This is a genomic window from Paraburkholderia sp. A1BS-2L (genome assembly GCF_051125205.1).
Classification (GTDB): domain Bacteria; phylum Pseudomonadota; class Gammaproteobacteria; order Burkholderiales; family Burkholderiaceae; genus Paraburkholderia.
On sequence record NZ_CP120428.1, the window covers coordinates 647,107 to 672,151 of the forward strand.

Here is a 25,045-nt window from a genome sequence, read left to right on the forward strand (position 1 = left end):
CGTGGATGCGCAGACGCTGAAGCCGGAGCTGATCATCGTTTCCTGCGTGTTGAACGAGGATGCCGGCGACCTTGCAGATCGCCCCGGATTACTCGTGGTCAAGGGACGGCCCGGCCTTACCGTTCAACGCAATACGGCACTGAATCATGTGCCGGCCGGCTTCGACGTCGTGATTTTTCTGGACGATGATTTCCTCATGCATCGCACGTGGATTTCCGAAATCGTCGATGCGCTAAACAGCGATCCCACTATCGCCTGTGTTACGGGCACGCTACTCGCAGACGGCATCCACGGGCCGGGTCTGTCCATTGAACAGGGGCAGGCTATTCTCGCGCGCGCGAGCACGGCGAGGCAGGCGTTGACGGTGATTCCCACCCGGGGGCCCTATGGCTGCAACATGGCGTTCCGGGCAAGCAGCATTGCCGGCCTGCGTTTTGACGAGCGCCTTGTACTCTACGGCTGGCAGGAGGACCGTGATTTCGGAGGCCAGATCCGCAACCGGGGGGGACGCGTCGTGCGTATCACCAGCGCGGTCGGCGTGCACCTGGGAACCAAAGGTGGGCGGGTGTCGGGGCGCAAACTGGGCTATTCGCAGGTCGTCAATCCACTCTATCTGGTGAGCAGGAAGACGATGTCTGTGCGCGATGCGCTCGATCATGTCGTGCGCAATGTCGCCAGCAATGTGGTGCGGAGCCTCGCGCCGGAGCCCTGGATCGACCGTCGTGGTCGACTGAGCGGCAATCTGATCGGCTTTTGGGACTGTATGCGAGGAAGGCTGACACCTGAGCGAGCGGAGAAGCTATGAGCGCGGCGCCGTACAGGACGATAGCGTTCAACGGCAAATTCTTCGGGGCCGGGCCAACGGGTGTGCACAGGGTGGCCGAACAGTTGATCGCCGCGACCGATGCGCTGATAGCGAAGCAAACCGGCAGTGGCGTCGACTATGCGCTGGTGGTGAGAAATCGCATCGCCGTTCCACCTTACCGCAATATTCTGTGCGTCCGCGAAAACGCGCTGGCTCGCAGGATGCACCGCATAGCGTGGGAGCAATGCTATCTTCCGATGGCGCGCAGAAAGGACTTCATCCTCAATCTCTGCAACCTCGGGCCCCTGTTGCACCGTGACTCCGCGACGATGATTCACGACGCCCAGGTCTATTCCGCGCCGGATTCCTATTCGCCGGGTTTTCGGCTCTGGTACAAATTCCTTTTCTTTTTCATAGGCAGACGGCACAAGATTATATTTACCGTCTCGGAGTTCTCCAAAGGCGAGCTCGTGCGATACGGCATTGCCAGCGCGGAAAAGATCACGGTCATACATAACGGCTGCGACCACGTCCTGCTCGTCCAGCCCGACGCGCGGCCGCTGGCGGCTTTGAACCTTGAATCGAGGCGCTATGTTCTCGCGCTCGCCAACACCCAGAAGCACAAGAACATCGCCGTTCTGCTCAAGGCCTTTTCAGCGCCGGCGCTTCGGGACGTTGCACTCGTTCTGTTCGGGGGGGCGACAAAAGCCGACTTCGAAGCGCTCGGGCACGTCGTGCCTCCGAATGTGCGATTCGCGGGCCGCGTTTCCGACCCGGAACTGGCGGGCTTGATGAGCAATGCGGGGGCGCTTGCCTTCCCTTCGCTAACCGAAGGATTTGGCCTGCCGCCATTGGAGGCCATGGTGCTCGGCTGCCCGGTTCTTGCCGCTCCGCTCGGCGCACTTCCTGAGGTTTGTGGCGACGCCGCGCTCTATGCGGACCCGTTCGATCCGCATGCGTGGAGTCTGAAGATCCGCACGGTGCTCGACGATGAAGCGCTGCGTGAAGCGTTGATCGCCGAAGGTCGCCGGCATGCCGCCGCTTTTACCTGGGAAAGAGCCGCACGAGAGCTGCTGGAAGCGGTGAAAGCGGCCAATCAGTAATGCTTTCGGCACCAGGAGGTCGAGCGTTTCATCACGGTGCAACCTCATGTCAGGGCACGCCACGCTCGACCGGGTCGCCCCTGGGCCATCGGGGTGGGATGTTCGTCAACGCACATCTGGCTGATGGGCCGGGGAGTAGCCTAGAAGCACGGTCCATATCTGCGCCTGCTGGCGCTTCGACCTCTTTGTGTGCGCTGCCTGATGGACGCACCGCCGGGCACCTGGCGCCCGTTTAGACGGTACTCAAAATCCACATCGTGTCAGGAGATCGGTATGAGCACATACGATTCCGCCGTGAGACGGCAGCACCTGCGTCGTGGGCTACTGCGCATCGCGCGTGAGATCTCGGAGCTGCCTGGCATCAGGCTCTTGAGTGCGCCTCTGTACCGACGCTATTTTCGCGAGCCCTATCGCAGCGGAAACCTGTACTTTGGCGTCTACGACACTTATGAGGACGCGCTGGACGAGGCGCAGCGTATTTCTTCGGCGAAATTGCCCTCGACCTACGACGTCGAAGAAGTGACCACGAGATATCTGGATCAATTGCATTCGCTGCGGACATGCGACTACCCAGCGCTCTTCTGGATCAACCAGATCCTGAGTGCAGGGGGGCGCCGGATATTCGATATCGGCGGCCACCTGGGTCTCGCCTACTACGGATATCAGCATTACATTTCATTTCCGGCCGACCTGGTTTGGTGCGTGCATGACCTGCCTCACGTGGTAGCCGCCGGCAGGCGCCTTGCCTCGGAACGCGACAAACTGGGCGCGCTGAAATTCTGCGAAACGCCTCACGGAGCGGACGGCTTTGATGTGCTAATCAGCACCGGCGCGTTGCAGTACCTTGGATATAGCTTGCCGTCGCTGATTGGCGAGCTTTCGCATCCGCCGCGCCACGTTTTGTTCAATCTCATACCCTTGCACCCCCAAAAAGCATTCTTCACCTTGCAGAACCTAGGGGTTGCGGTGTGCCCGTACCGGGTGGAATCGATCGGGCGTCTGGTCGCCGACATGCAGGCCCTTGGCTATCGCGTGCGGGATCACTGGGACCTGAACGAGCGCCGCATGCGCATCCCCTTCAAGACCGAGTACGAAGTCGATAGTTACTACGGTTATTACTTCGAACGCGTGGCAGCGCAGACCTAGCCCTCGCCTTGCGAAGCGCTCCGAGCCGTGCGCTGGAACCGCGGCGGCTCGTCTGAATGCAGCGCGCGACAGGGCGATCATTCCCGAAGTTGGGCTTTGACCTATAGTCGGGCGAGCCAGGCAGTCGCTCAGCGCGATGCGCCACCGATCAGCTGGCCACGCGGCCACCAGCCAGAAAACTCCAGGGCGCACTTTCGATGGACGCGGCGATCGCGCGCCGTTCGATAAATGTCATGTTCGCTCGGACGAGGGCTCCGATGCCCTGATCGGAGCTGACAACCCGCAGACGGGCAGATGCGTGAAATCAGGGCTGCCCTAACGCAGGGTCCGTCCGATGCATGTCTCGGTAACACTGGAAGCATTGCTGCGCAAACGCGTGTCGCCGCAAGCCGCAGCCTCGGGTATCGCTTCGGAAGACATGGGCTGCTGACTGCATTCGCGGGTTGTGCGTTTGGGGGCGATCTCGTTGCACGCTACCTGAGCGCTTTTTCTTTTCCAGATGCGCTCGCGATTGCGCTGGAAGAAAGACGCGAGCACCGGGACGATTTGCGCGCAGGCGCCAGGCTCTGCCGAAATCGACCATGCGATGGCCGCGCAGGTGAGTCCCGCCCAGGCCGCCACGCCCGCGAGCGAAAGCGAATCCAGCACGAACGAACTCCCGTAGGCGGCCAGAATCAACAGTGCGGGCACCACGATTTGGCGAAGGTGTTGCCGGCCGAAATGCGCGGCCCAAAAGAGCAGGGCGCCATCGAGCGCGCATCGCCCGCTCCACGCAAGGGCCGCACCCAGTACGCCGAGGGCATGAAGCGCCCACCAGAGGCTGGCGATAAAAAGCACGATTTCGACTAGCTGAAACCGTGCCACGACGCCCGGTCGCCCCTCAGCCTGCAAATGACAAGACAGAACAGCCGCGAGGCAATTAATCCAGACGCCGAGCAGAATGGTCTCGCCAACCGAGGATGCACTGTTCGCGAAGTCGTGGCCCACCCACAACGAAAGAAACGGTCGCATCAGAAAGATGCCGAACACGATGGCCGGCGTCATCACGAGCGTGAGCCCGCGCAAGGCGAGCAGGGAAAGCTGGGCGGCATCGTGACCGCCGAGGGCGGACAGTCGCGGGAACAGCGTGCGGGTGATGACGGTTGGCACCAGACGCGCGCGTACAGCAAGGCTGAACGGCACCTGATAGTAGGTCACGGCTTGTGGACCCAGCACATGGCCGATCAGCAAGCGATCGGCCGTCTCGAGCACCGGCGTCGCGAAACCGGTAATGCTGATCCACGCGCCATAGGAAAAGAGCGGCCGCACATGCTTGCGGTCGGGTCCAGCGGCAAGCCGCAGCGGGAAAACATAGGCCATTGTGCAAAACGTGATGATGAGCGAGATCACGCTGGCAAAGAGGGTCGCGAACACGAGATAGTGCAGGTTCGGTCCGAACACGATCGCAACGCATAGCGGTAGCAGCTGGAACAGCATCATGACGACAAACTGCACGGCATTGGCGATGCCAAACTGTTCGCGCCCCGACATCGCCCCATTGCATGCGGCAATCACGTTCGTAAGCGGCACGAGAGCGCAGATCCAGGCCTGCGCGGGCCTGAGTTCCGCGCTCAGCAGGGGACCGATGTCGAATTGCGCGAGCATGACGTGCATGAGCGCAAATAACAGGAGCGCCCCGACGAGGCCGAAGCCCAGGTTGAGCAGCAACGCGGTCCAGAATACGGATTCCCGCTCGGCAGGTGTCGCGTCGGAAAGCTGTGCAATGCGGTTGGATGCGGCGAAGGACAGGCCGAGATCGAAGAATCCGAAATATCCCTGCAGCATCCAGAGAATGGCGAGTACGCCGAAGCGCTCCGCGCCAATGTGATGCAGATAGACCGGTGTACTGACGAGCGAAACAAAAATGGGTAGCACGCTACCCAGAAAGTTGAAGATTACGTTTCGTTTGAGTGTGGGCTTGGCGGTCATGATATGTGGCAGTCTGGGCCATCCCGGAACAGCGCGCTGCCGCCCGGCAAACAGGTTAGATCAATTGTGCCTGGTGGATCGTGGCCTTGTTTGTGCGCTTGCGTACCCCAGCGGCGCTTTCAGCCGAGGCTCCCAGACTGCCACGAGTGGCGGTGCGCGGTGGTCGCGAGACAGCCTTTCCCGCCCGGAATTGTTGGGCAACCCACCGACCGGTAATAGTAAGCCTTCTTACGATTGGTCAAGGCTGAGCGCGGCATGTGTCAAGGCGAGCGCCAACGCCGATATTCGCATGCGACGCAAAAAAGGGGGGGGCAACGCAGCACGTTGCCGGAGTCAATGAAGATATTCGTCATCAATCTCGACAGGTCCACCGACAGACTAAGCCACATGGCGGAGCAGCTCGACAGGCTGGGCTATGCCTGGGAACGGTTTCCCGCTTTGGGGCCCGCGCACATCGACGCCATGAGTCGAACACTGGCGCTGCCATTGCTGCGCGGCAAGTGCACCGCGCCCGAAAAGGGACTCGCGCTCAGTCACTACACCATCTGGAAAAAGGTGCTGGACGAAGGCATCGATCATGCGCTCGTGCTCGAGGATGATGTTCACTTCTGCCGGGACGCAAGAATGCTTGTCGAATCCATCCAGGAGAAAATATCCCGAGGATTTTGCTACGACATCATAAAGCTGGAGACATTCCTGGCGGGGATATTCGTTGACAGGCAAGGCATGAATTTGCCGGGTCACACGGGACTGCACCGGTTACGGAGCAATCACTCGGGCACGGCCGCCTATATCATTTCGAGAGATGGGTGCCGCAGGATGGTCGAGCGTTTTGCGCGAGCGGATCGCCCAGTGGATCTCGTCATGTTCGACGGCGATCTGGACGAAATGTCCGTGTTTCAATGGCACCCAGCGCCATGCATCCAGGACATGCTGCTAAAACATGGGAGCAAGGGGATGGCCTCTGATATCGGAGCGGCGCGATCCGAGGCGGATCATCGCTCCGGCTGGCTCGAGAGATTGAAATCGCCTTTGCGAGGCGCTTATTACTGGGTTGAAACGCTGCGTGTCTGGCATAGCGGGCGAATAAAAATTCGGTCCACGTATGTAGACGGAATTTGATTGACGGAGGCTCCCGAATTTGGCCTCTTTGATCCTCACGAACGGGGCAAGCGATCGCGAATTCGCCAACCGGTACTGACTTCGTGAAACTGTGCTGGGCGGCCGGTGTTGAACCGGCATGTTCACGGCCGATACATGGGAAAACCGTGTGCTATGTCTCGCTTTCGTAAAGTGGTGGTGGTTGCTGTCTGCGGCACGATGACCCTGGCCGGCCTCATCGCTGCGCGACTGGCCCTGCCCAGTCTGCTGCGCTCGCCTTCAGCCGCCATTGCTGCCGGGGCAGCAGAGGGTGCAGGGGCCGCGGGGGAAACTGGCAGGATACGATTTGCCGTGCTCGGGGATTCCGACAGCCAGTCCTACCATGACACGTTGTTGTTGGGCGATCCGGACGCGCGAGGGGGCCCCCGGCGTGCGACCACCTGGCAGTGGACCGAGGTGCTTGGGCGACTGCGCGGCGACCAGATTGACCTGGGCAAGTGGGGCGCGTGGGGAACCGGAAAGTATCGCGCCTATTTCGACGAAGCCTTCGGCTTGCTTGCCCGCACGCCCCCCAAAGACGACTACCGCTACAACTTTGCAGTCAGCGGCGCGACCTGCAACCAGTTGATGGGACATCCGCTGCGCGAGGCGATCCGGCTCGTGGACTTGATGAACACGGAGCCGCAGGCCTGGCGAGGCGGCATCGTTTTGATCCGCATCGGCATCAACGATATCGGTGCGCACGACGTACTCGATGAGTTGTCCCGTGACCGGAATGCAGCGCGTCCCCGTGCCCTCGTCGACGCTTGCATCAAGGAAATTGGCGCGGCAGTCGCTTTGATCCGCGCGCACCATCCCGACACCTATATTGTGCTCGTTGGCGTACTCAACAACGCGGACTGGTCCGCCGAGTTCGACAATTGGCAATCGGCCAGGCAAATGGCCAATATCGATGCTGGCATGGATCTATTCGATGATGGCTTGCGCAAGTTGGCCGCGGCCAATCCCCATGTCTACTTTCTTGATGATCGCGCCTGGTTCAGGAGCCTGTGGGGCACGCGCGACCCACAGGGCCGCCCGCATTACAAGACGGTGCGTCTGTCGCCAGGCTGGGCAATCACCAATACGTCCGGCGACGATCCGCACAACGCCGTCGTGTCGGACAGTCATGCCGGGGTCGTCTGGAATACCCTTTGGACGCAGCACCTCGTGGCTTCCCTGAATGCCGCATTGGGTTTGCATATCAAGCCGATCACCGATGCCGAGGTCATCGCGTTTCTGCAACCGAGCTTTGCTGAAAGCACGCAGTCAGCTTCGCCGGTGCGCGAGGAGGTGGGCGCAAGCCAGGGTGATCCGAAATGAATACAGGTGTTCGTCAGCGCACATCTGGCCGCCATGCGGGGGCGTAGCCTGAAAGCAGTGCTCTCCAACAAGCTGTGCTCCCCAACCTATGAAGGTGTGCCATGTCTGTATTCAGCGATGGTACCGTCTCGGCGAATTCGTCACATCAACTCCGCGCCGATGAGAACATTCTTCAGGTCTGCGAGAAAGAATTCAAAAGTAATTTCAATTTGCATCCGTTCAAATTCAATCATACGTTGCACGAAAGCGGCTTGTTCGAGATCCCTCGACTCGTCGAGCTCGCCAAGCGGATGATTGACAGAAAAGATGGTCATTTCTGTGCGCTTAAGCACGGCACCATCGACAAAAAATTCAGCGCTTTGTCGCGCAGCGAGCAACTGGCCGAGACGGTATCCCGTCTTGGCGAAAACGGCACATGGATCAAACTCACCCGGGCGCAGGATTACGACCCCGAGTATGCGCAGGTGCTTGATGTCGTGACATCCGAACTCGAGGACCTGTCTGGCTGGCCGCTACGCAAGGATATGACCTGGGTGTCGATGACGCTGCTGCTCACCTCGCCCAGGATCGCCACGCCTTTTCATATCGATCACGAAACCAACTTCCTTTTCCAGTTGCAGGGCTCGAAGGACGTCTGTCTTTTTCCTGCGACCGATCGCGAGTTGGTGCCGGAGCAGGAGATCGAGCGTTATTACAGCGGTAACTTCGAAGCGGCGCTGTATCGCCCGCAACTGCAGGATCGCGGCACGGTCTATCGGCTCTCCCCGGGGGAGGTGGTGCATCACCCCTCATTGGCGCCGCACTGGGTAAAAAACGGCGACAATATTTCGGTGAGCCTCAGCATCAACTACTGCATGAAGTCGCTCGAGCGACGTGCCCGGGTCTATCAGGCCAACTACCTTCTGCGCAAGATGGGCATCAAGCCGTTGCCGCCCGGACTTTCGCCGTTGCGTGACAGCTTGAAGAGGCGGGCCATTTCGGCGCTTGAGCACCGCAATCCAAAGTCCTTTTCCGATGTCGTCTACTCGCCAGTGAGCAGATTGATATCGCCGCTGAACGCGGTCCGGCGGCTGGTCAAGCGCTGAGCGCACACGCGGGCGTCGCATGCGTCGCCCGCACGGTCGCTTCTCATTTCGATCGCGCATTTCGATCGCGCTTCGGTTCACGAACGCTTCGCGCAAATCAGCTATCGCCCGGTCTGCTGGGACACGCCACGGCGTGCCCAGCAGTCCTCATCAAGCCGCTCGGCAACCCGCCGGCCTCTAGGCATTGGCGCGATTCAGGTCTGCCGTGGGAACATCCTGCTCGCCTGGAGCGTCGTCGACTGCAGGGTTGGCCCCGATTCCGCTCAGGCGCTCATGTAGTTGCTTTGCAATGACAGCGGCGCCGGCCGGGCGGAAGATCTGGTCGTGCATGCCCGGGACCGGGGTCACGGCCAGAGTGCCCGTTACCACCGATCGCCATCCCAGATCCCAGGCGAACAGCCTCCCCTTGAGCGCCTGATCGCTGCGGAAGATTTGCACGTCGCCGTCATAGGGCGCTGGACGATATCGCGCCTGCTGAGCCAGCAGATACTCGATGTACCAGCGATTCTCGGCAACGAGATGCTCCGAAGCGTCGCCCTTGATCAGGCCAAGCTTCAGCGCAACGTCTGCAATGTGGAGCCAGCGCACGATCCGGTACTGGTTGAGGAAGGCTGCCATGGAGGTCTCGCCGCGCATGGCCTTGCGAAAGTCGCGCGGGATGTTGTCTGCGCGCACCTGCATTTTGCGCAGCTGCCGGTCGTACCAGGGCATCGTTTCGCGATAACCCGGGCACCAGGAATCGTTGAGGATGATGAGTTCCACCGTTTCGCCCTCGCGCCGCAGCTGATGGGCCGCCTCCAGCGACATCGCGCCCAGCACGCAGTGCCCCATGAGGATATAGGGGCCTCTTGGCCGGGCGAGCCTGATGAGCCGCACGGCATCCGCTGCGATATCCTGGAAGGCCCGCTGCGGGAACTCGCGCGGGGCGCCTTCGGGCACCATCGGGATGTCGATGAGCGGCCGCTCACAGGCGAATTGCTGAGCCAGCCCGAAGAGCACGGCCGTGTTGTTGAGCGCGATGATGGGCGTTCCCGGCGCTTCCTCGTTGAACTGAACGATATTGCGCGCTTTCGCCTCCAGCTCGGCCTGACTCATGAATCCACTGGCGCCCACGCCTGCGACGGCCCCCGGCGTTCCTTTGCCGGGCACATTGACGTGAACCGGCGCCAATGGCCGTTGCGCCACGATCTCGACGGTTTCCAGTACCTCGCGCCACTTTGCGATATGGCGGTCGATCGTCTCCACATCGTAGAGATCCGTGTCGCCTTCACAGGAGATGCGCCAGCCATCCGGGCGCCGCACCATGAAGAAATTGAGGTCGTAGAGCGCGCCCGCATTGAATGAGGGCGAGGTCGTGGCGGCGAAATCGTGCCGGCGTACTTCATCGTCCATGCCGACAAAACTCTTTTGCAGAGCGAAATTGACGGAGCAAAGTGGCGGACGATCCTTTTCGGAAACTTCGCCAGCCAGCTCCATCATCTCCTCGAACGGCAAATGGAGATGTTCGATGGCTTCACTGAGCTTGGCGCCACACTGCGCGGTGACGGAGGCGAGCGTGCTGCCTTCGGGAACGTCGAGGCGAAGGATCACCGTATTGATGAGCGGGCCAACGACGCCCTCCAGCTCCTGCTGATCCCGCAGCGACATCTGGGTGCCCATGGAAACGCGGGTCTGGCCCGCCGCCGCTTGAAGCGCCATTGCAAGGCCCGCCGCCGCCACGCTGAAGAGCGTCACCCCCTGGGCCTTGGCTGCTGCTATCAGGCGCTCGCTCAGTGCGCCGGGCAGCAGCGTGGAGCGAATCACGCCCTGGAAGCGTCGCTCCTGAGGTCGGGGACGATCTCCGGGCACGTCGAAGCGGCTGAAATCCCGAAGCTCCTCGCGCCAATGGGCGCGCGCGCGATCGAGCGCGCCGCTCGCCAGGAACTCTTCCTTCCATAGCGCATAGTCGCCATGGTGAAGCTCGACATCGGGCAGTTCGGGGGCGTGACCGCCATGCAATGCGGCAAGCCCTTCCACGAGTTCGCGCACGAGTATCCCAAGCGACCAGCCGTCCATGACGAGCGAGTGGAAGGTCAGCTGCAACTCTCCCTGCGTGACCGACCTGGGCAGCCATACAGCCCGAAAGAAGGAGCGCGACGTCAATTCGAACGGTGTGCGGGCCTGCTCGCGACCGACTCGCTCGGCTTGTGCAAGGGCGGCATTTTCCTCGATGCCCGCGAGATCGACCACTTCGAGCTGGAAGGGCACGTCGCTCCAGACTTGCTGGCGCAGCCCTGCGCCCGTCATCAGGAAGCCGGTACGCAAGATCTCGTGCCGCGCGACCAGCTCGCCGAGCACCTGTTCGAGATTCGCGGCTTTCAGCGGCCCAGACAGCTGCAGCCGGAAGGCGATGTTCAGCGCCGAGGCGTTCGGCGATGCCCTCTGCTCATGCCAGAACCGTACCTGGCAGGCGGTTGCCGGGAAGAGGGCGTAGCCGGTCTCGAGCTCTTGAGTATCGGCGATGTTCAAGGCTATCCCGTTCATCGCTCACCCCTCGGCATGCCTGCGCTTGAAGTTGAGAATCGAAGGCCGCATGACGGCCGGAGCCTGCGTCGGCTCTTGCGCCTGCGTGCCATCGAGGCTCGCGGCCAGTTCGGCGATCGTCACGTTCTTCATGAGTTGGCGCGCATCCACGCCCAGCCCGCGTTCGTTCATTCGCGCGACGATGCGAAAGAGCTGGAGGCTGTCCGCGCCGAGGCTGAAGAACTTCTGGTCGATGTCGATGTACTGCAGGCCGAGGACGTCGCGCCAGACCGCGGCGATGGCGGCCTGAGTCGGCGTCAAGGCAGCGGGTTCGGCTGCTGCATTGGCCGCGGAGTCGGTCACCGGGTCGGTCACTGATTCGGCTGCTGTTTCGGCCACCGAGTCCGGCACTGAGTCCGCCGCTGAGTCGGCCACTGAATCGGCCACTGAATCGGCCGACACAGGCCCGGAGGGTGTAGTGTCGATTGCCGCCGCTTCGCTCGGCATGGGGGAGTGCGGGACCACCTTGAGCGCGGCGTGCGGCTGGCGCACGGGCGTGGCCACCATGTCCGGCGTTGGCACGGGCAGGGCTTTGCGGTCGAGCTTGCCATTGCTGGTCTGAGGCAGCGCGTCGAGCGTCATCCACAAGGTGGGCACCATATAGGCAGGCAACTGCGCGCCAACATGCGCCGCTACCGCCGCGTGGTCGGCCTTCCCGGAGCTCGCATCGACAAGGTAGCCCACGAGGCGGGCATTGCCGCTGACCGTATGCAGCGCGACGGCCGCTGCGGCAACCCCCGGCGCCTGGCGCAAGGCCGCCTCGATCTCCTCGATCTCGATCCGGAATCCCCGCAGCTTGATCTGCTGATCGCGACGGCCGAGGTGCTGCAGTGAGCCGTCGGCGAGCCGCTTGGCGAGATCGCCGGTGCGGTAGAGCCGGCGCGGCGCGGTGCCTTCGATCGCGACCGACTTGAAGGCGGCGTCGGTGAGATCGGGGCGGTTGAAGTACCCCTTCGCCAGGCCCGCACCGCCAATCCACAGTTCGCCGCTCACGCCTTGCGGCGCCAGATGCAGGTCGTCGGTCAGCACATGCAGTTCCGTATTGGCGAGCGGAGCGCCGATCACCACAGGTCCGTTCGCGTTCACGCGAGAAGCCGAAGACCAGATTGTCGTCTCGGTCGGGCCGTAGAGGTTCCACACCTGAGCGCCGGTTGCGAGCAGCGCGTCGGCGAGATCGCGTGGCAACGGCTCACCGCCGCAAAGGATCTTGAAGCCCTTCGGTGCCTTGAAGCCCGCCTCCAGCAGCATGCGCCAAAGTGTTGGCGTCGCCTGCAAGACGGTGGCGGCTTCTTCCTTCAGCCGCGTCACCAGCTCGTAGCCGGTGCGCACCTCTGCATGGCCGGCGATGAAGGTTTGCCCACCCACGATGAGCGGCAGGAATAGTTCGAGCCCCGAGATATCGAAGGAGAACGTGGTGACCGCGACGATGCTGTCCCTCGCCGTGAAGCCGGGGGCTTGCGCCATCGACAACAGGAAGTTGCTCAGCGCGCGATGGCCAATCTCTACGCCCTTGGGTTGCCCGGTCGAGCCCGAAGTGAAGATCACGTAGGCCGAATGCGCATCGGACACGACGGGCAAAGGCACGGCTTCGTCATCGCTTTGCTCGAGGAGGGCCTCGAGATTCAGCACGCGATGTGCGCCCGCTTCGAGCACCAGGCGACTGATTTGATCGCTGAGGATGGCGGCTGGCTCAGCGCCATCGAGGATCTGGCGCACGCGTGCGGGCGGCATCGTCATGTCGAGGGGCACATAGGCACAACCGGCTCGCCACACGCCAATCATGGCGGCCACGGTCAACGCCGTCCGGTCCATCGCGATGGCGACGCGTGAGTGCGGCGCGATGCTCGCCGCCACGAGCCGGCGCGCGATCTGGTTCGCGAGTGCGTCGAGATCGCCATAGGACAGGCTTGCCGTTTCGTCAGATACGGCGGTCGTATCGGGCGTCAGGCGGGCCTGCGTGGCGATCATTGCCGGGGCCGTCTGCGACAGATCGAAGGCGCACAGGGAAGCGTTCAGCTCGTCGCGAAGATGGTGGATCTCTTCTTCGCGCAAGAGCGGCAATGCGGCGACCGGCGTTTCGGGATCGCGCGCGATCGCGCCAAGCAAGGTCTCGTAGTGGCCAAGCCAGCGCTGGATCGTCGACTCGTCATAGATGTCGGTGTTGAAATCGCAGTCCAGACGCAGGCCGTGCGCCGATTCGATCACGTTCAGGAACAGATCGAAGTTGCTGTAGGCCTTCGCGTTCGGCGTAAAGCGCGTCGTCACGCCGGCCATGTCGAGCTCGCCGTCGACCTTCTCCAGGTTGAACTGCAGATCGGTGAGCGGAAGGCGGTTGAAATCGCGCTTGATGCCGAGGTCGCGCACCAGCGCGCCATAGGTGTAGTTCTGCCGGTCACCCGCGTCGTAGAGATGGTCGCGCACGGCCTTCATGTGCGTGGCGAAAGGCTTGTCGCGCTCGAACCTCACACGCAAGGGCAGGAAGTTCACGCAGTGCCCGACCAGCAGCGCTTCGCCGGCTTGAGACTGGCCCGCCATGGGTGCAGCGATGACGACATCGTCATTGCCGGACAGCCTGCCAAACAGCACCTGGGCCGCGCCGAACAGGGCGGCGAAGAGCGAGCAGCCTTGCTTCGAGGCAGCGGTCTTGACCTGCTTGAGCAGATCGGCACTGAGATGGCGTGTGGTCGATGCGCCGTTAAAGCTCTTGAGCGCCGGGCGCGGACGGTCGCCGGGCAGTTCGGGCTGCGGTGCCGGGTCGCGATGGAGATTCAACCAGAATTCGCGCGTTTGTTCATCGACGCCGGCCTCGTCCTGTGCCTTGGCGAAAGCGAGGAAGCTCTGCACTTCGTCGAGTTGCGGCTGCGTGCCCCACACTTCGGCTGCGTAGAGGGCAGCCAGGTCGCGCAGGATGATATTGATCGACCATCCGTCACAGACAATGTGATGGGCCGTGAACACGAAGGCCCACTTCTGGGCTTCAAGGCGCACGAGCGCGGCGCGCGCAAGCGGCGCGCGGGTGAGATCGAAGACTTCGCGCGCTTCCGCATCGACAATCTCCGCGAGTTCGCCTGCCCCATCGGCGTGGCCCAGGAGATCGATGAGCACGAGCGGAACGGTTGTGGCCGCATCCGCGTACATCGTGGTCCCGATGCGCGAGAAGTGCGCGCGCAACGCATCGTGGCGTGCAACGGTCGCATTGAAGGCGCGCTCGAAAGCGGCCTCGTTCAGCTTGCCCGTGAGTTCGAGCGTGAATGACTCGTTGAAGACGAGCGATGCTTCGTGACCCTGCTGAGCCGACATCCAGATTTCTTTCTGGGGCTCGGTGAGCGGCGATTGCACGAGCGGCTCGCGTTCGACCGGCTGCGTGCCAGCGAGGGCTTGCGTCGTTCCGCCGAGAATGCCCACGGCCTGGAGCGCCGCGAGGGTTTCGATGAAGGCGTCACCAATCCTGCGGATGTCCTCATCCGAATGGCTCGTGGTCAAAAAGCACGGGAAGCCTTCCATGATGTGGATGCCGAGGTAGCGCATATAGGCAAAGAACAGACTGCCCAGGCGGTCCTCGCCCGCAAAGTTGATATAGAACCAGCTCGAGAAGCATTCCGCCCGCGTGGCGATGCCGACTTTCTCCAGATGGGCATTGATACGCTGCACGAGGCCGTCCATGCGCGCGCCAAGCGTTGCCTGCAGCGCCGGGCCCGCCTCCTTCAGATGCAGCAGCACGGCTTTCATCGCCGCCAGGACGAGGGGATGACGCACGAACGTGCCGGCGAAGAAGGTGGGCGGGACTTCGGGCACCGACGCATCGCCGAATTGCCACTGGCCGCCGTCAAGCGCGTCCATGAATTGCGCGCTGCCGGCGAGCACCCCGACGGGCAGGCCGCCGCCGACCACCTTGCCATAGGTCGCCATGTCGCCCTTGATGCCCCAGTAGCCTTGCATGCCGGCCGGATGAACGCGAAAGCCGGTCACGACCTCGTCGAAGATCAGGGCGGAGTCGTTGGCCGCCGTGAGCTCGCGCAGTTGCTGCACGAAGTCCCTCGGCCGCAGGTTGGGGTGGCGCGATTGCACGGGCTCGATCAGGACCGCGGCGATGTCGTCGATGTTGGCTTTGATCCACTCGAGGCTTTCGGGCCTCGCGTAGGGCAGCACGAGCATATTGCCCACGGAGCTCTGCGGGATGCCCGGCGCGACCGGGAACGCACGCGGCTGGCCCGCTTCGCTGCCTGGCTTGACGAGGACTTCATCGAACTGGCCGTGATAGTCGCCGTCGAAGCAGACGACCTTGTCCTTGCCGGTCACCGTGCGTGCGAGGCGCATTGCTGCCATCACGGCCTCGGAACCGGTATTGCAGAACGTGACGCGCTGATGCCCGGTCATCTCGGCGAACATCTGGGCGACTTCGCCCGCAAGCGGGGACTGCGGGCCGATGGCGAAGCCCTCGGCCATCTGGGCGTTGACGGCTTCCACCACGAAATCCGGCGTATGGCCAAACGCGGTTTGACCATAGCCGTTGACCAGATCGATATATTCATTGCCGTCGACGTCCCAGATCTTCGAGCCCTTCGAGCGCTGGGCGACGATGGGATAGACGAGCTCCTTCCATTCCTCGCGAAAGCCACTGGCAGTGCGCGGGTCAGCAAGCACAGCGCGATAAGACTGGGTGCGCGCCTTGGAGGTGAGCGTCTTCGCCGAGTAGCGCGCCGCCAGATCCTCGACGAACGCCGTCTGGGCAGCGGTCATCTGCGCCGAGCTGGTTGCGCCGGGCTTGTACGCGTTAAAGCGCGATGGCCGGCTCTCGTCGAACTTGATCTCGGGGCAGGTGGCGCGCGAGGCGGCGTCGGGCACCGGCGCCGCAGGTGCGGCTGCGAGCTGGATTGGCGCCGCAGACGGGGCGGGTGCCGCCGCCGAGGGTTGCTGGAGCGCGAGTGGCGTCCCTTGAAGCATCTCGAGCTGACGCGCCATCAGGGACTGCATCGCAGCGAGCTGGTCACGGATGACCGCGTGGAGGTCGCCCGCCGCTGGCACGCCGGCCAATTGCGCGGCGACGATGGAAGCTGCCGGTGCCGCAGCGGCAGGCGGCGCGCTCGCGGCGGCCGTTGCGGCAGCGGCGGGTGCAGCGGAGGATGCAGCGGCGGGCGCAGCGGCCGCGACGGGCGCGATCGGCTGCTCGGGATCGGGCGGCAAAGCGCCATCGAGGAACGCCGCCAGGGCAGGCAGCGTGGGATAGTCGCTCATGATTTGCCGGAAGCTGATCGTGACATCGTAGCGGCGGCGAAGCTGGCGGGAGACTTGCCCCATGAAGAGCGAGTCGTAACCGAGATCCCAGAAGGTCACATCCGGATTGGACGTATCCGGCGCCTCGCCGGACATCTCGGCAAGAAGCGATGCCAGTTCGGCGACGAGACGCGGTTTGCGGTCGATTGGGGCGGTTTGGGCCATGGCGGTCTGGGCGATGTCGGTGATGGCGGCGGACGAGGCCGGCGCGGCTATTGGCGCGGCGTCCGCAGTCGGTTGAAGGGCAATGGCAGCTTCGGTGGTCGCTGCACTCGCCGCTGCGCAAGCAGGTGCAGGCGCAACGGCCGACCGAACTGCCGATCCGGCTGCCGACCCAGCTCCGGGCGCTTCAATCCAATGCCGTTCGGGTTCGAAGGGGTAAGTCGGCAGCACGATGCGGCGCGCACCTTCGGTCTGGACGGTTTTCCAGATCGGCGTGACGCCGTTGATCCACAGCCGCCCGGTCGCATCGGCGAGGACGGCAAGTTCCCGGTCGCGCATGGCGAAATCAGGCAGGGAGGCAACCGCGGCCAGATAGCGCTCCTTCGACAACCCTTGCATGGCGAAGGTCGTCAGCGTCCGGCCCGGGCCGATTTCGAGCAGAAGCGGCTTGCCTTCTGCCGTCACGGTGGTGAGCGCATCGCCAAAGCGCACGACGTCCCGGCAATGGCTGGCCCAGTAACGTCCCGACACGGGCTGATCCATGGCCGCCCACTGCCCGGTCACCGAGGATACATACGGGGTCTTTGGCGGTGCGAAAGACAGGCTGTCGGCGACCGTCGCAAGCGCTTCGACGACGCCGGACATCATGCGCGAGTGGAAGGCATGCGAGGTGTGCAGGCGTCGATGCTCGATGTCGCTCGCTTTGAGCGTGGCCTCGAAGGCCTCGATGGCCGCGAAGGAACCGGCCACGACGCTGAGCGTCGGCGCATTGATGGCGGCCAGATCGACATCGGCGGGCAGAAGCGGCCGCAATTCGGCTTCCGAAAGGCGCACGACGAGCATCGCGCCCGGTTCGGCCGACTGCATGAGCGCCCCACGCCTGGCAATCAGGTACAGCGCGTCGTCGAAGGCGATCGCCTCGGCCACGCAGGCCGCGACCAGCTCGCCGATGCTATGGCCAATCATGGCCGCCGGCTTGATGCCGCGCGAGATCCACAGTTGCGCCAGCGCGTATTCGACGAGGAACAGCGCCGGCTGCGCGTAGATTGTCGAACGGATGGGGTGCGCGGCGTCGTCCCCCTGGGCGGCATCGCTGAACATCAGCGTGCGGATGTCCAGCCCCAGGTGCGGCATCAGCGCCTGGGCGCCCTTGTCGATCCATTGGCGATAGACTGGCTCGGTGCGATAGAGCGCTTCTCCCATGCCGGGATACTGGGCGCCCTGGCCGGGAAACATAAAGACCACCGCGGGCGGGGTCTGAGGCGCCTGGGCTTCGATGGCACCCTTCTGAAGCTTCGCCTGGGCCTGATCGAGGCTATCGGCGATGACCACGGCGCGGTGGGTAAAGGCACGGCGACCCGTTTGGAGCGTCGCGGCCACGTCGGCGAGCGAGAGCGCGGGATGGGCCGCCAGATGGTCGGCGAGCCTTGCCTTCGCGCGATCGAGCGCAGGTGCGCTGCGCGCGGAAAGCGGCAAGATCTGGAGCCCTTCTTCCGCCTCGCACGCGCTGGCACGGCATGGCGCTTCTTCAAGCACTACGTGGACGTTCGTGCCGCCGACGCCGAAGGAACTCACGCCGGCGCGGCGCGGTGTGGGCCCTTGCGCCCATGGACGTGCCGCCGTGTTGAAGAAGAAGGGGCTGTTGGCTGCATCGATGGCCGGATTGGGCGAGCGAAAATGCGTGAGCGGCGGCAGGGTATGGTGGCGCAGGGCGAGTGCCGCCGATATGAAACCCGTTACGCCAGCCGCCGCGTCGAGGTGTCCGACATTGGCTTTGGCCGAGCCGAGCGCGCAGAACTGGCCGCCCTCGACGCCGCCGAGGCGGAATGCCTGGACGAGGCCGGCGAACTCAATCGGGTCGCCTAATGGTGTCGCCGTGCCATGGGTTTCGATATAGCCAACGGACGCCGGATCGATACCCGCCTCTGCGTGGGCAATGGCAATCGCGCGGGCCTGCGCATCGACACTGGGTGCCGTGAAGCCGACCTTGTCGGAACCGTCGTTGTTGATGCCGACGCCACGGATCACGGCATAGATTGGATCCTCGTCGGCGATGGCGTCGTCAAGGCGCTTGAGCAAGACGACGCCGGCGCCGCTGCCGAACACCGTGCCTCTGGCATCGGCATCGAACGGGCGGCAAACGCCATCGGGCGCGCCCATTCCGCCTTCCTCGTAGAAGTAGCCTCGCTTTTGCGGGAAGGTGATCGACACGCCGCCGGCCAGCGCCATTTCGCAGCGGCCCGCGCGAAGGTTCTCGACGGCGAGGCCAATCGCTGTCATCGAGGTCGAGCATGCCGTCTGTACCGAGATAGCGGGGCCGGTCAGGCCCAGCTTGTAGGCGGTGCGCGTGGCGACAAAATCGCCTGCGCCGACGAGCTTTTGATACTCGCCGATCTGAAACTGGCTCGTGAATTCGTCGATGACCGCGCGGTCGGACAGGACGTGCTTGAGGAAGTAGGTGTTCATCGAGGTGCCGGCGAACACCCCGACGGCGCCAGCAATCGTCGCTGGATCGTATCCGGCGTCTTCAAACGCCTCCCAGGCAATCTCGAGAAAGAGCCGTTGTTGCGGGTCGGTGAGCGCCGCTTCGCGCGCGAGCATTCCAAAGAAGCCGGCGTCGAAGCGATCGACGTCCGGAAGAATCGGCCGCGCTTTCACATAACTTTCTTCGCGCCTCGCGCCCTCGTCGAAACTGTCTTCCAGCTCCGCCACGTCGAAATGTGTGACGCAGTCGCGCCCCGCGAGGATATTGCCCCAAAGCTCCGAGACGTTGCGCGCCCCAGGAAAGCGTCCCGCCATGCCGATCACGGCGATCGCCCCGCCATGCGTGTCACCGCGGGGCTGGACAGAGAGCCCGTTCGCGTTGTCGAGCGTGGCGCGCATATGGGCGGCCAGCGCGTCAACATTCGGATGACGAAACAGGTCTACCAGCGCGATCGTTGACGCTACGTCGCGCATGATGATGGCGTGCGAGCGCATCAGGTCAAGCGAGCGCAGCCCAAGGTCGAAGAAGTTCGCGCGGCGATCGACGGGTTTGCCGAGAAGACTCTCGAAAACCGCCGCGAGCTTCTCGGCGATATCGTCATTGACCGGCTGCGGCGCGGCTGGTGATTCGGCTTGCGTATCAAGTCCAGCAAGCAGGGCTTTGCGATCGATCTTGCCGTTCGGCGTCAAGGGAAAGGCCGCGAGGACGCGCAGTTCCGCCGGCACCATGTAGTCGGGCAATGCCGTCTTGAGATGGGCGCGCAAACCGCTCAGGAAGACGGCACCCTCGGCGACATCGGCGACATCGGCGACATCGGCCTTCACGAAGCCGGCGATGGACTTGCCCGTGCGGCCTTCGAATGCCGCCACGGCGGCGTCGGCCACGCCGGGCGCCACGCGCAGCGCGTGTTCGATTTCGTCTAGCTCGATGCGTTTGCCGGCGATCTTGATCTGCCGGTCGTTGCGTCCCAGGAAAGCAATGGCACCGTCCGGGCGCCGCCGGACCAGGTCGCCGGTACGGTAGAGTTTGGCACCGGGGTTGAAAACGTCGTCGACGAATTTTTCCGCAGTCAGTTCCGGACGATTGAGGTAGCCAAGCGCAACGCCGTCACCGCCCGTGACGAGCTCACCGACTTCTCCCTCCTCAACAGGCTCAAGCTTGTCGTCCACGATGTAGACGCGCGTGCCCGCGATGGCCTCGCCGATGGGAATGGCCTCGCCATGGGCCAGGGCCTCGCCGTCGCGCGGAATGCGGTAGCAGCACGTGAAGGTCGTGTTTTCGGTCGGACCGTAGCCGTTGATGACCTGCAGCCCCGCGTGCGCCTGCATGACCTTGCGCACATGGATGGGCGAGAGCACGTCTCCGCCGGTGAGCACCTCCTTGAGCGGCTGGAAGGCTTCCAGCTGATAGTCGGCGAGCGCATTGAAAAGGCCGGCTGTGAACCAGGCGCTCGTGACGCCGAGCCGCGCCATTTCGGCGGCGATCGTGTCGAGCGAAGGCTGAACCTCGTTGATGATGGCGGCGCATCCGCCGTTGAGAAGCGGACCCCAGATTTCCAGTGTGCTTGCATCGAAGGCGAGGGGCGCGAGGTTGAGAAAGCGGGTGCGCGACGAGAGCTCAGTGAAAGACTGATCGTGCACCAGGCGCAAAATCGCGCGGTGCGGCACGATCACACCCTTTGGCTTGCCGGTCGAGCCGGAGGTATACATGATGTAGGCAGGATCGTCTCCACCGCAGGCTCGCAGCGCGGCGGGTTCGGCCGCCTCCGATGACGCTACGATATCCGCGAGATCGATTAGTACTCCGTCGAGCGCGCCAACGTCTGCGAGAGCCGCACCTTCGGCAACGATAAGCTTGGGCGAGCAATCTGAAACGATGAAATCGAGCTGCGCCCTGGGATAGGCCGGATCGAGCGGCACATAGACGGCTCCAAGACGCAGGATCGCGAGCATCAAAGCCAGCGTGTCCCGACTGCGCGGAACCATGATGGCGCAGCGCTCACCTCGTTCGAGTCCATGGCGGCTCAGGATGGTGGCAAGGCGGGCCGAACGCCCGGCGAGTGTGGCATAGCTTTCTTCGCCTGTTGCGTCGATCACTGCGAGATGATCGGCATGCTCAGCACATATGGCATCGAAGCGTGCTGCCAGGCCAGGTCCGTGATCGGTTTCGCCCGGCAGGGCGCCTGACAATCCATCTCTATGTGACATTTGCCGCTCTCCAATGATGGTGATGAGGGGCCTTGCAATGAGTCACGTCTCGCGATGCGAGCGCTATTCGCGCACCGATCGGCGGCCGGTCACGGTGGGGCAAGCAGCACGAGGCGATGCGCGTCTGATCCGTGTCTCAAGCGCGGCATGTGCTGTAAGTCAAATTTAATCTTCTTGCGGGTTACCGATCCGTTCGCCTTCGTACATACGTTGCGATGCAACAAGCACTACATCAAGGTGCCGGCGAGGCATGGTCCCGCGTGCCGCTAATGCGAGCCGGCAACGGAATCGAAGAGAGAGTGGCCGCACCAGGCCCAGAACAATGCAACGTCAGCGTGGCGAAGACGCCCGAAATGTATGGCTTGCAGGACCTGCCACGTCGGGGCGGGCCGCGTCTCGCACAGCCATGCGCACCATGCGCGGCGATCATCCAGCGTTCCGATCCGTCAATCCACTCGGTGTCATGGCCGGATGTCCTGTAAATCGCTTCGACAGGAAAGCGCGCACGGGTTCCTCGACGTATCGCGTCACGATGATTGCGCTCACGAACGTGACTGCGCATGTGACGAGTGTCGGAACGATCACCGATCCGTTGGGCGTGCCGACAAGCATGTATACGGCTCGGCCGATCGGAAAATGCAGGAGATAAATCGGGTAGGAGAGCCAGCCGAGAAACCGCGCGATTTTCGCTTCGAACACGCCCGCACAGGCGAGATTGGCGCCGACCATCACCAGGCAGGGTGCAACGCAGAAAATGGCGAACACCGGGTACATGCCGCGAAGCGACAGCGGAAACATGAACAGGAGCAGTGCACCGGCATACAAGCCGTATGAATTGCGAAGCACTTGTTTCAGTCCATCTATGATGCGCAGATCGACGCCGGAGATTTTTGTCTTATGGAGCAGGACGCCAATCGTGAAGCCGAATATTACGCGATAGAATCCGCCATCAATTCCTCTGCCAACCGAACCATCTTCGAGATCGACGATTGAGTGTCCATGAATCTCGAAACTGGTCAGGATGCCTGATATTATAAGCATGAGGCCGCTCGCGAAGATGATCTTGAGCATTGCGGGCCTGCCCAACCGGACGATGAACACGAACGCAATGCTTGCCACCATTTCAAAGAAAAGCGACCACGCGGGGGGATTGGTCGGGAATATTTCGCCGAATGTGAGATAGGCTGCAGCATCGGCGCCCGCCGTCGCCATGTTCGCGGTGCCGTAATGGGCAATGTACGGCGTGAAGAACAGGTTGGAGATGGTTCCAGAGATGATGCTGCGCATCGGATAGTTCGATATGCCGAGCGTTCCTGCCTCGATCAATACGGGCAAGCCCAGCAGCAACGAAATCACGAGCATGGGATAGAGTCGGATAATGCGCCTTTTTACATATTCATATGTCGTCATGCCGCCGAGGAGCCGTGCGCGATAAGAGTGAGCAATGACAAAGCCGCTCAGCATGAAGAACAGATCGACCGCCACGTACGCGTTCTTGAATATGGCGCCCTGGGTAATATGCAGCAGCATCACTGCAATGGCGGCGACGCCTCTCAAACCGTCCAGGGCATCGTATCTGCTGTTGCTCGGAGCCATCACACCCCCTGTCGTCCGGGACCCACAACCCCAAGGCAGCCGCCTGACACTCTGGCCTTAGCTGTCAATGAGTCTAGCGGCCCAGGCAGGACGCTTGTGTTCGGTGGGCAACGCAATGCCGGCGAAGCCGCAATGGAGCGAACGCCCGAAACGCCCAAATGGGCGCGCAGTCGTCAGGGCGGGGCTCGTGCGGGCGCCGCCGCTCAATTCATCTTAAGAATTGACCAGCCCGTGCGCCGGGCCGCCACCGCTCCGACACAGGCCGGACTCACCGGGAGGGTTCTAATGCGCCAATGTGTTGCTTCCAGTGTCTTGCCGCCGACCAGGCGGGGTGTCGTGTCACCGCGGCTGGAAAGATCGAACTCGAAGTGGCTGGCAGGCAGGATGAAGCCGGTGCCTAGTGCTTTCAGACAGGCTTCTTTGCGCACCCAGGTTTCAAAGAAAATGGTTTGCCGTTCGGCATGTGCTAGCGCGGTGAACTCGGCGCGCTCCCGGGGGGAAAAGACTTCAAGGGGCATCGACTCTTCGATCGGGCGAACGAACTCGACATCGACGCCGACCTCGAAACCACTCGAGATTGCAAGAACCGCCGTATTCTCGCTGTGGCTGAGGTTGAAGCAAATTCTCCCCTCGGGCGGCTGGGCCGCGCAAAAAGGCTTGCCTTCCGGGCCGTAGCCAAGCGCGATTGCCTGAGGCGGTAGCGCCAGATAGCGGCCGAGGATTCGCCTGAGCTCGCCTCGTCCCGCCACGTAGCGATGGCGATGCAGTGGGAAGCGGAATTTGTCGGCGCGCTCGCGTTCCTGTGCGGACAATATCTGCCAGTCCAGATTGAAATCGCCGCAGTCATCGAGATCCCACTGCCAGATATGCACGTCTTGTGACGACGGCGGTGGTAGGCGAGGAGAGGACATTGAGTAACTGGAATCAATGGTCGGCGGTGCTTGTCGATTCTACAGGATCGATGGGCGCGAACCGGCGGAGGGGCGTGGCAGCCCGATGCTCCGCGGAGCAAGGCTGCCGGAGTGTCTACATTCGTACATGGATAGCCCGGCAGAGCAATGCGTCGAATTTAAATTTTTTGCTTCACTCGCTTGATCATATTGATTCCGCTTCTCCCGACAATCAATCGCATAAAAGATGATATCTTTCCTTTTCCTGGTAGTTTTATTTCATTCGCCATAAGTTTTTTGGCGATATGAAATCTCGACAGTAAGTCGAGGTTTTTGTAAATCAATACGTTGAATACAAACCATGACATATGCCGCTTTGACATGAATTTTTCGTATTTTCTAAGAAATTTCCAGCTTGGCTCGCAATTGGTCCCGGCAGATAATCTTTTGGCATTTGCGCTCAACGAGTATTCAACCAGGGCTTCGTGCATATAGATGAATTCGCTGCCCACCATCTCCGCATTGATTGCAAAATCCCAATCTTGATGACGGCGCAAAGATGCGTCGAAGCTAATCAGCGGATACTGATGGCGCCACATCATAATAGATGAAGTTTGGCAATATCCGCCTTCCAGTAAAATGAAGTCAAACATCGATTGACCATCGTATGGAAACGGGTTGCCAGGTATGCGCCGGCTCCCGTCGACGAGCATGACGTTGCTGAACAACACCCGCGCGGCGTGTTGTGGAGGCTTGGGGCCAAGCGCGGCGATGCATCGTTCCAGCTTGTCCGGTAGCCATCGGTCATCCGCATCCAAAAAAGCGATCAGGTCACCAGTCGCTTCCTCTATGCCCCTGTTTCGACACCACGCCGCTCCGCGATTCTCGGGCTCGCGAATCAGGCGCAACGCTATCTTGTCTCCACAATGACTTGGCAATTCGAATTGCAGTCCCGATGCATCATCTATAACAATAATTTCGCGCGGAGCGATGGTTTGTCTGGATATTGATTCTATGGCGATAAAAAGCAAATCAACACGATTGTAGTGTGGAATTATTACGCTTACTCCATAGGGATTTTCGAAGTCGCGCCTCATCTCGTGCCTGATTTCGCTCTTGTATGAAGGAGAGTGTGTTTGCGTCGGATTGATGCGCCAGGACAGTCGCGCTGCATGCGTGACGCATATTGTGGATATCAAAGAATGGGCGCGTTCGTGCGCCATCGCACGTATAACGGGAGATCTAGCCTATTCGATGAAGATGCTTTCCTGTAAGTTGGCTCAATGTTTGATAAATGTT

The 25,045-nt window shown here is 62.1% G+C and carries 12 protein-coding genes; 6 read left to right on the top strand and 6 right to left on the bottom strand.

All coding sequences use genetic code 11. The features are described 5' to 3' along the window. The first annotated feature begins 1 nt into the window (after position 1). From P5W98_RS02880 to P5W98_RS02890, 3 genes are all read left to right on the top strand, one after another. Positions 2-805, top strand: coding sequence for a glycosyltransferase family 2 protein (locus P5W98_RS02880; RefSeq protein WP_434661723.1), 804 nt, complete (start codon positions 2-4; stop codon positions 803-805). Beyond that, a complete protein-coding gene (locus tag P5W98_RS02885; RefSeq protein ID WP_421042436.1) occupies positions 802-1,908 on the top strand; it encodes a glycosyltransferase family 4 protein in 1,107 nt (368 codons plus the stop codon). Before P5W98_RS02880 ends, P5W98_RS02885 begins: the two co-directional genes overlap by 4 nt. Positions 1,909-2,181: 273 nt before the next feature. Further along, entirely contained in the window at positions 2,182-3,054 is an 873-nt protein-coding gene (locus P5W98_RS02890; RefSeq protein WP_421042435.1) for a methyltransferase, TIGR04325 family, read from the top strand. Between the two features lie 315 nt (positions 3,055-3,369). Here the strand turns inward: P5W98_RS02890 and P5W98_RS02895 are convergent, their stop codons facing one another. Next, positions 3,370-5,022 (bottom strand): flippase, encoded by a 1,653-nt coding sequence (locus P5W98_RS02895; RefSeq protein WP_421042434.1) that lies wholly within the window; start codon positions 5,020-5,022, stop codon positions 3,370-3,372. 336 nt (positions 5,023-5,358) lie between these two features. On the opposite strand from P5W98_RS02895, the gene P5W98_RS02900 reads away from it, so the two are divergent. The 3 genes from P5W98_RS02900 to P5W98_RS02910 all read left to right on the top strand — a co-directional run bounded on the left by P5W98_RS02900 (position 5,359) and on the right by P5W98_RS02910 (position 8,570). Next, a complete protein-coding gene (locus P5W98_RS02900; RefSeq protein WP_421042433.1) occupies positions 5,359-6,144 on the top strand; it encodes a glycosyltransferase family 25 protein in 786 nt (261 codons plus the stop codon). Positions 6,145-6,297: 153 nt separating this feature from the next. Next, the gene (locus tag P5W98_RS02905; RefSeq protein WP_421042432.1) at positions 6,298-7,485 is read left to right on the top strand and encodes a GDSL-type esterase/lipase family protein; all 1,188 of its coding nucleotides are present in this window, start codon (positions 6,298-6,300) and stop codon (positions 7,483-7,485) included. A gap of 101 nt (positions 7,486-7,586) precedes the next feature. Beyond that, positions 7,587-8,570, top strand: a complete 984-nt coding sequence (locus tag P5W98_RS02910; RefSeq protein WP_421042431.1) for a cupin-like domain-containing protein — start codon at positions 7,587-7,589, stop codon at positions 8,568-8,570. Between the two features lie 177 nt (positions 8,571-8,747). Here the strand turns inward: P5W98_RS02910 and P5W98_RS02915 are convergent, their stop codons facing one another. From P5W98_RS02915 to P5W98_RS02935, 5 genes are all read right to left on the bottom strand, one after another. Next, positions 8,748-11,078 carry a condensation domain-containing protein gene (locus P5W98_RS02915; RefSeq protein ID WP_421042430.1) on the bottom strand — a complete coding sequence of 777 codons (2,331 nt, stop codon included), beginning with the start codon at positions 11,076-11,078 and terminating at the stop codon, positions 8,748-8,750. 18 nt (positions 11,079-11,096) lie between these two features. Further along, positions 11,097-21,260 (bottom strand): amino acid adenylation domain-containing protein, encoded by a 10,164-nt coding sequence (locus P5W98_RS02920; RefSeq protein ID WP_434718218.1) that lies wholly within the window; start codon positions 21,258-21,260, stop codon positions 11,097-11,099. Positions 21,261-21,686: 426 nt separating this feature from the next. Further along, positions 21,687-22,856, bottom strand: coding sequence for an acyltransferase family protein (locus tag P5W98_RS02925; RefSeq protein ID WP_434718219.1), 1,170 nt, complete (start codon positions 22,854-22,856; stop codon positions 21,687-21,689). A gap of 203 nt (positions 22,857-23,059) precedes the next feature. Continuing rightward, positions 23,060-23,728: a 4'-phosphopantetheinyl transferase family protein gene (locus P5W98_RS02930; protein WP_434718220.1), complete on the bottom strand. Its 669-nt coding sequence runs from the start codon at positions 23,726-23,728 to the stop codon at positions 23,060-23,062. A 197-nt stretch (positions 23,729-23,925) separates the two neighbouring features. Then, positions 23,926-24,843: a glycosyltransferase family 2 protein gene (locus P5W98_RS02935; protein WP_421023203.1), complete on the bottom strand. Its 918-nt coding sequence runs from the start codon at positions 24,841-24,843 to the stop codon at positions 23,926-23,928. Between the last annotated feature and the right edge of the window lie 202 nt (positions 24,844-25,045).

Coding starts and splice junctions, on each gene's coding strand:
- P5W98_RS02885 (WP_421042436.1), top strand. CDS start 802: ATGAGCGCGGCGCCGTACAGGACGATAGCGTTCAACGGCAAATTCTTC.
- P5W98_RS02890 (WP_421042435.1), top strand. CDS start 2,182: ATGAGCACATACGATTCCGCCGTGAGACGGCAGCACCTGCGTCGTGGG.
- P5W98_RS02895 (WP_421042434.1), bottom strand. CDS start 5,022: ATGACCGCCAAGCCCACACTCAAACGAAACGTAATCTTCAACTTTCTG.
- P5W98_RS02900 (WP_421042433.1), top strand. CDS start 5,359: ATGAAGATATTCGTCATCAATCTCGACAGGTCCACCGACAGACTAAGC.
- P5W98_RS02905 (WP_421042432.1), top strand. CDS start 6,298: ATGTCTCGCTTTCGTAAAGTGGTGGTGGTTGCTGTCTGCGGCACGATG.
- P5W98_RS02910 (WP_421042431.1), top strand. CDS start 7,587: ATGTCTGTATTCAGCGATGGTACCGTCTCGGCGAATTCGTCACATCAA.
- P5W98_RS02920 (WP_434718218.1), bottom strand. CDS start 21,260: ATGTCACATAGAGATGGATTGTCAGGCGCCCTGCCGGGCGAAACCGAT.
- P5W98_RS02925 (WP_434718219.1), bottom strand. CDS start 22,856: ATGGCTCCGAGCAACAGCAGATACGATGCCCTGGACGGTTTGAGAGGC.
- P5W98_RS02935 (WP_421023203.1), bottom strand. CDS start 24,843: ATGAGGCGCGACTTCGAAAATCCCTATGGAGTAAGCGTAATAATTCCA.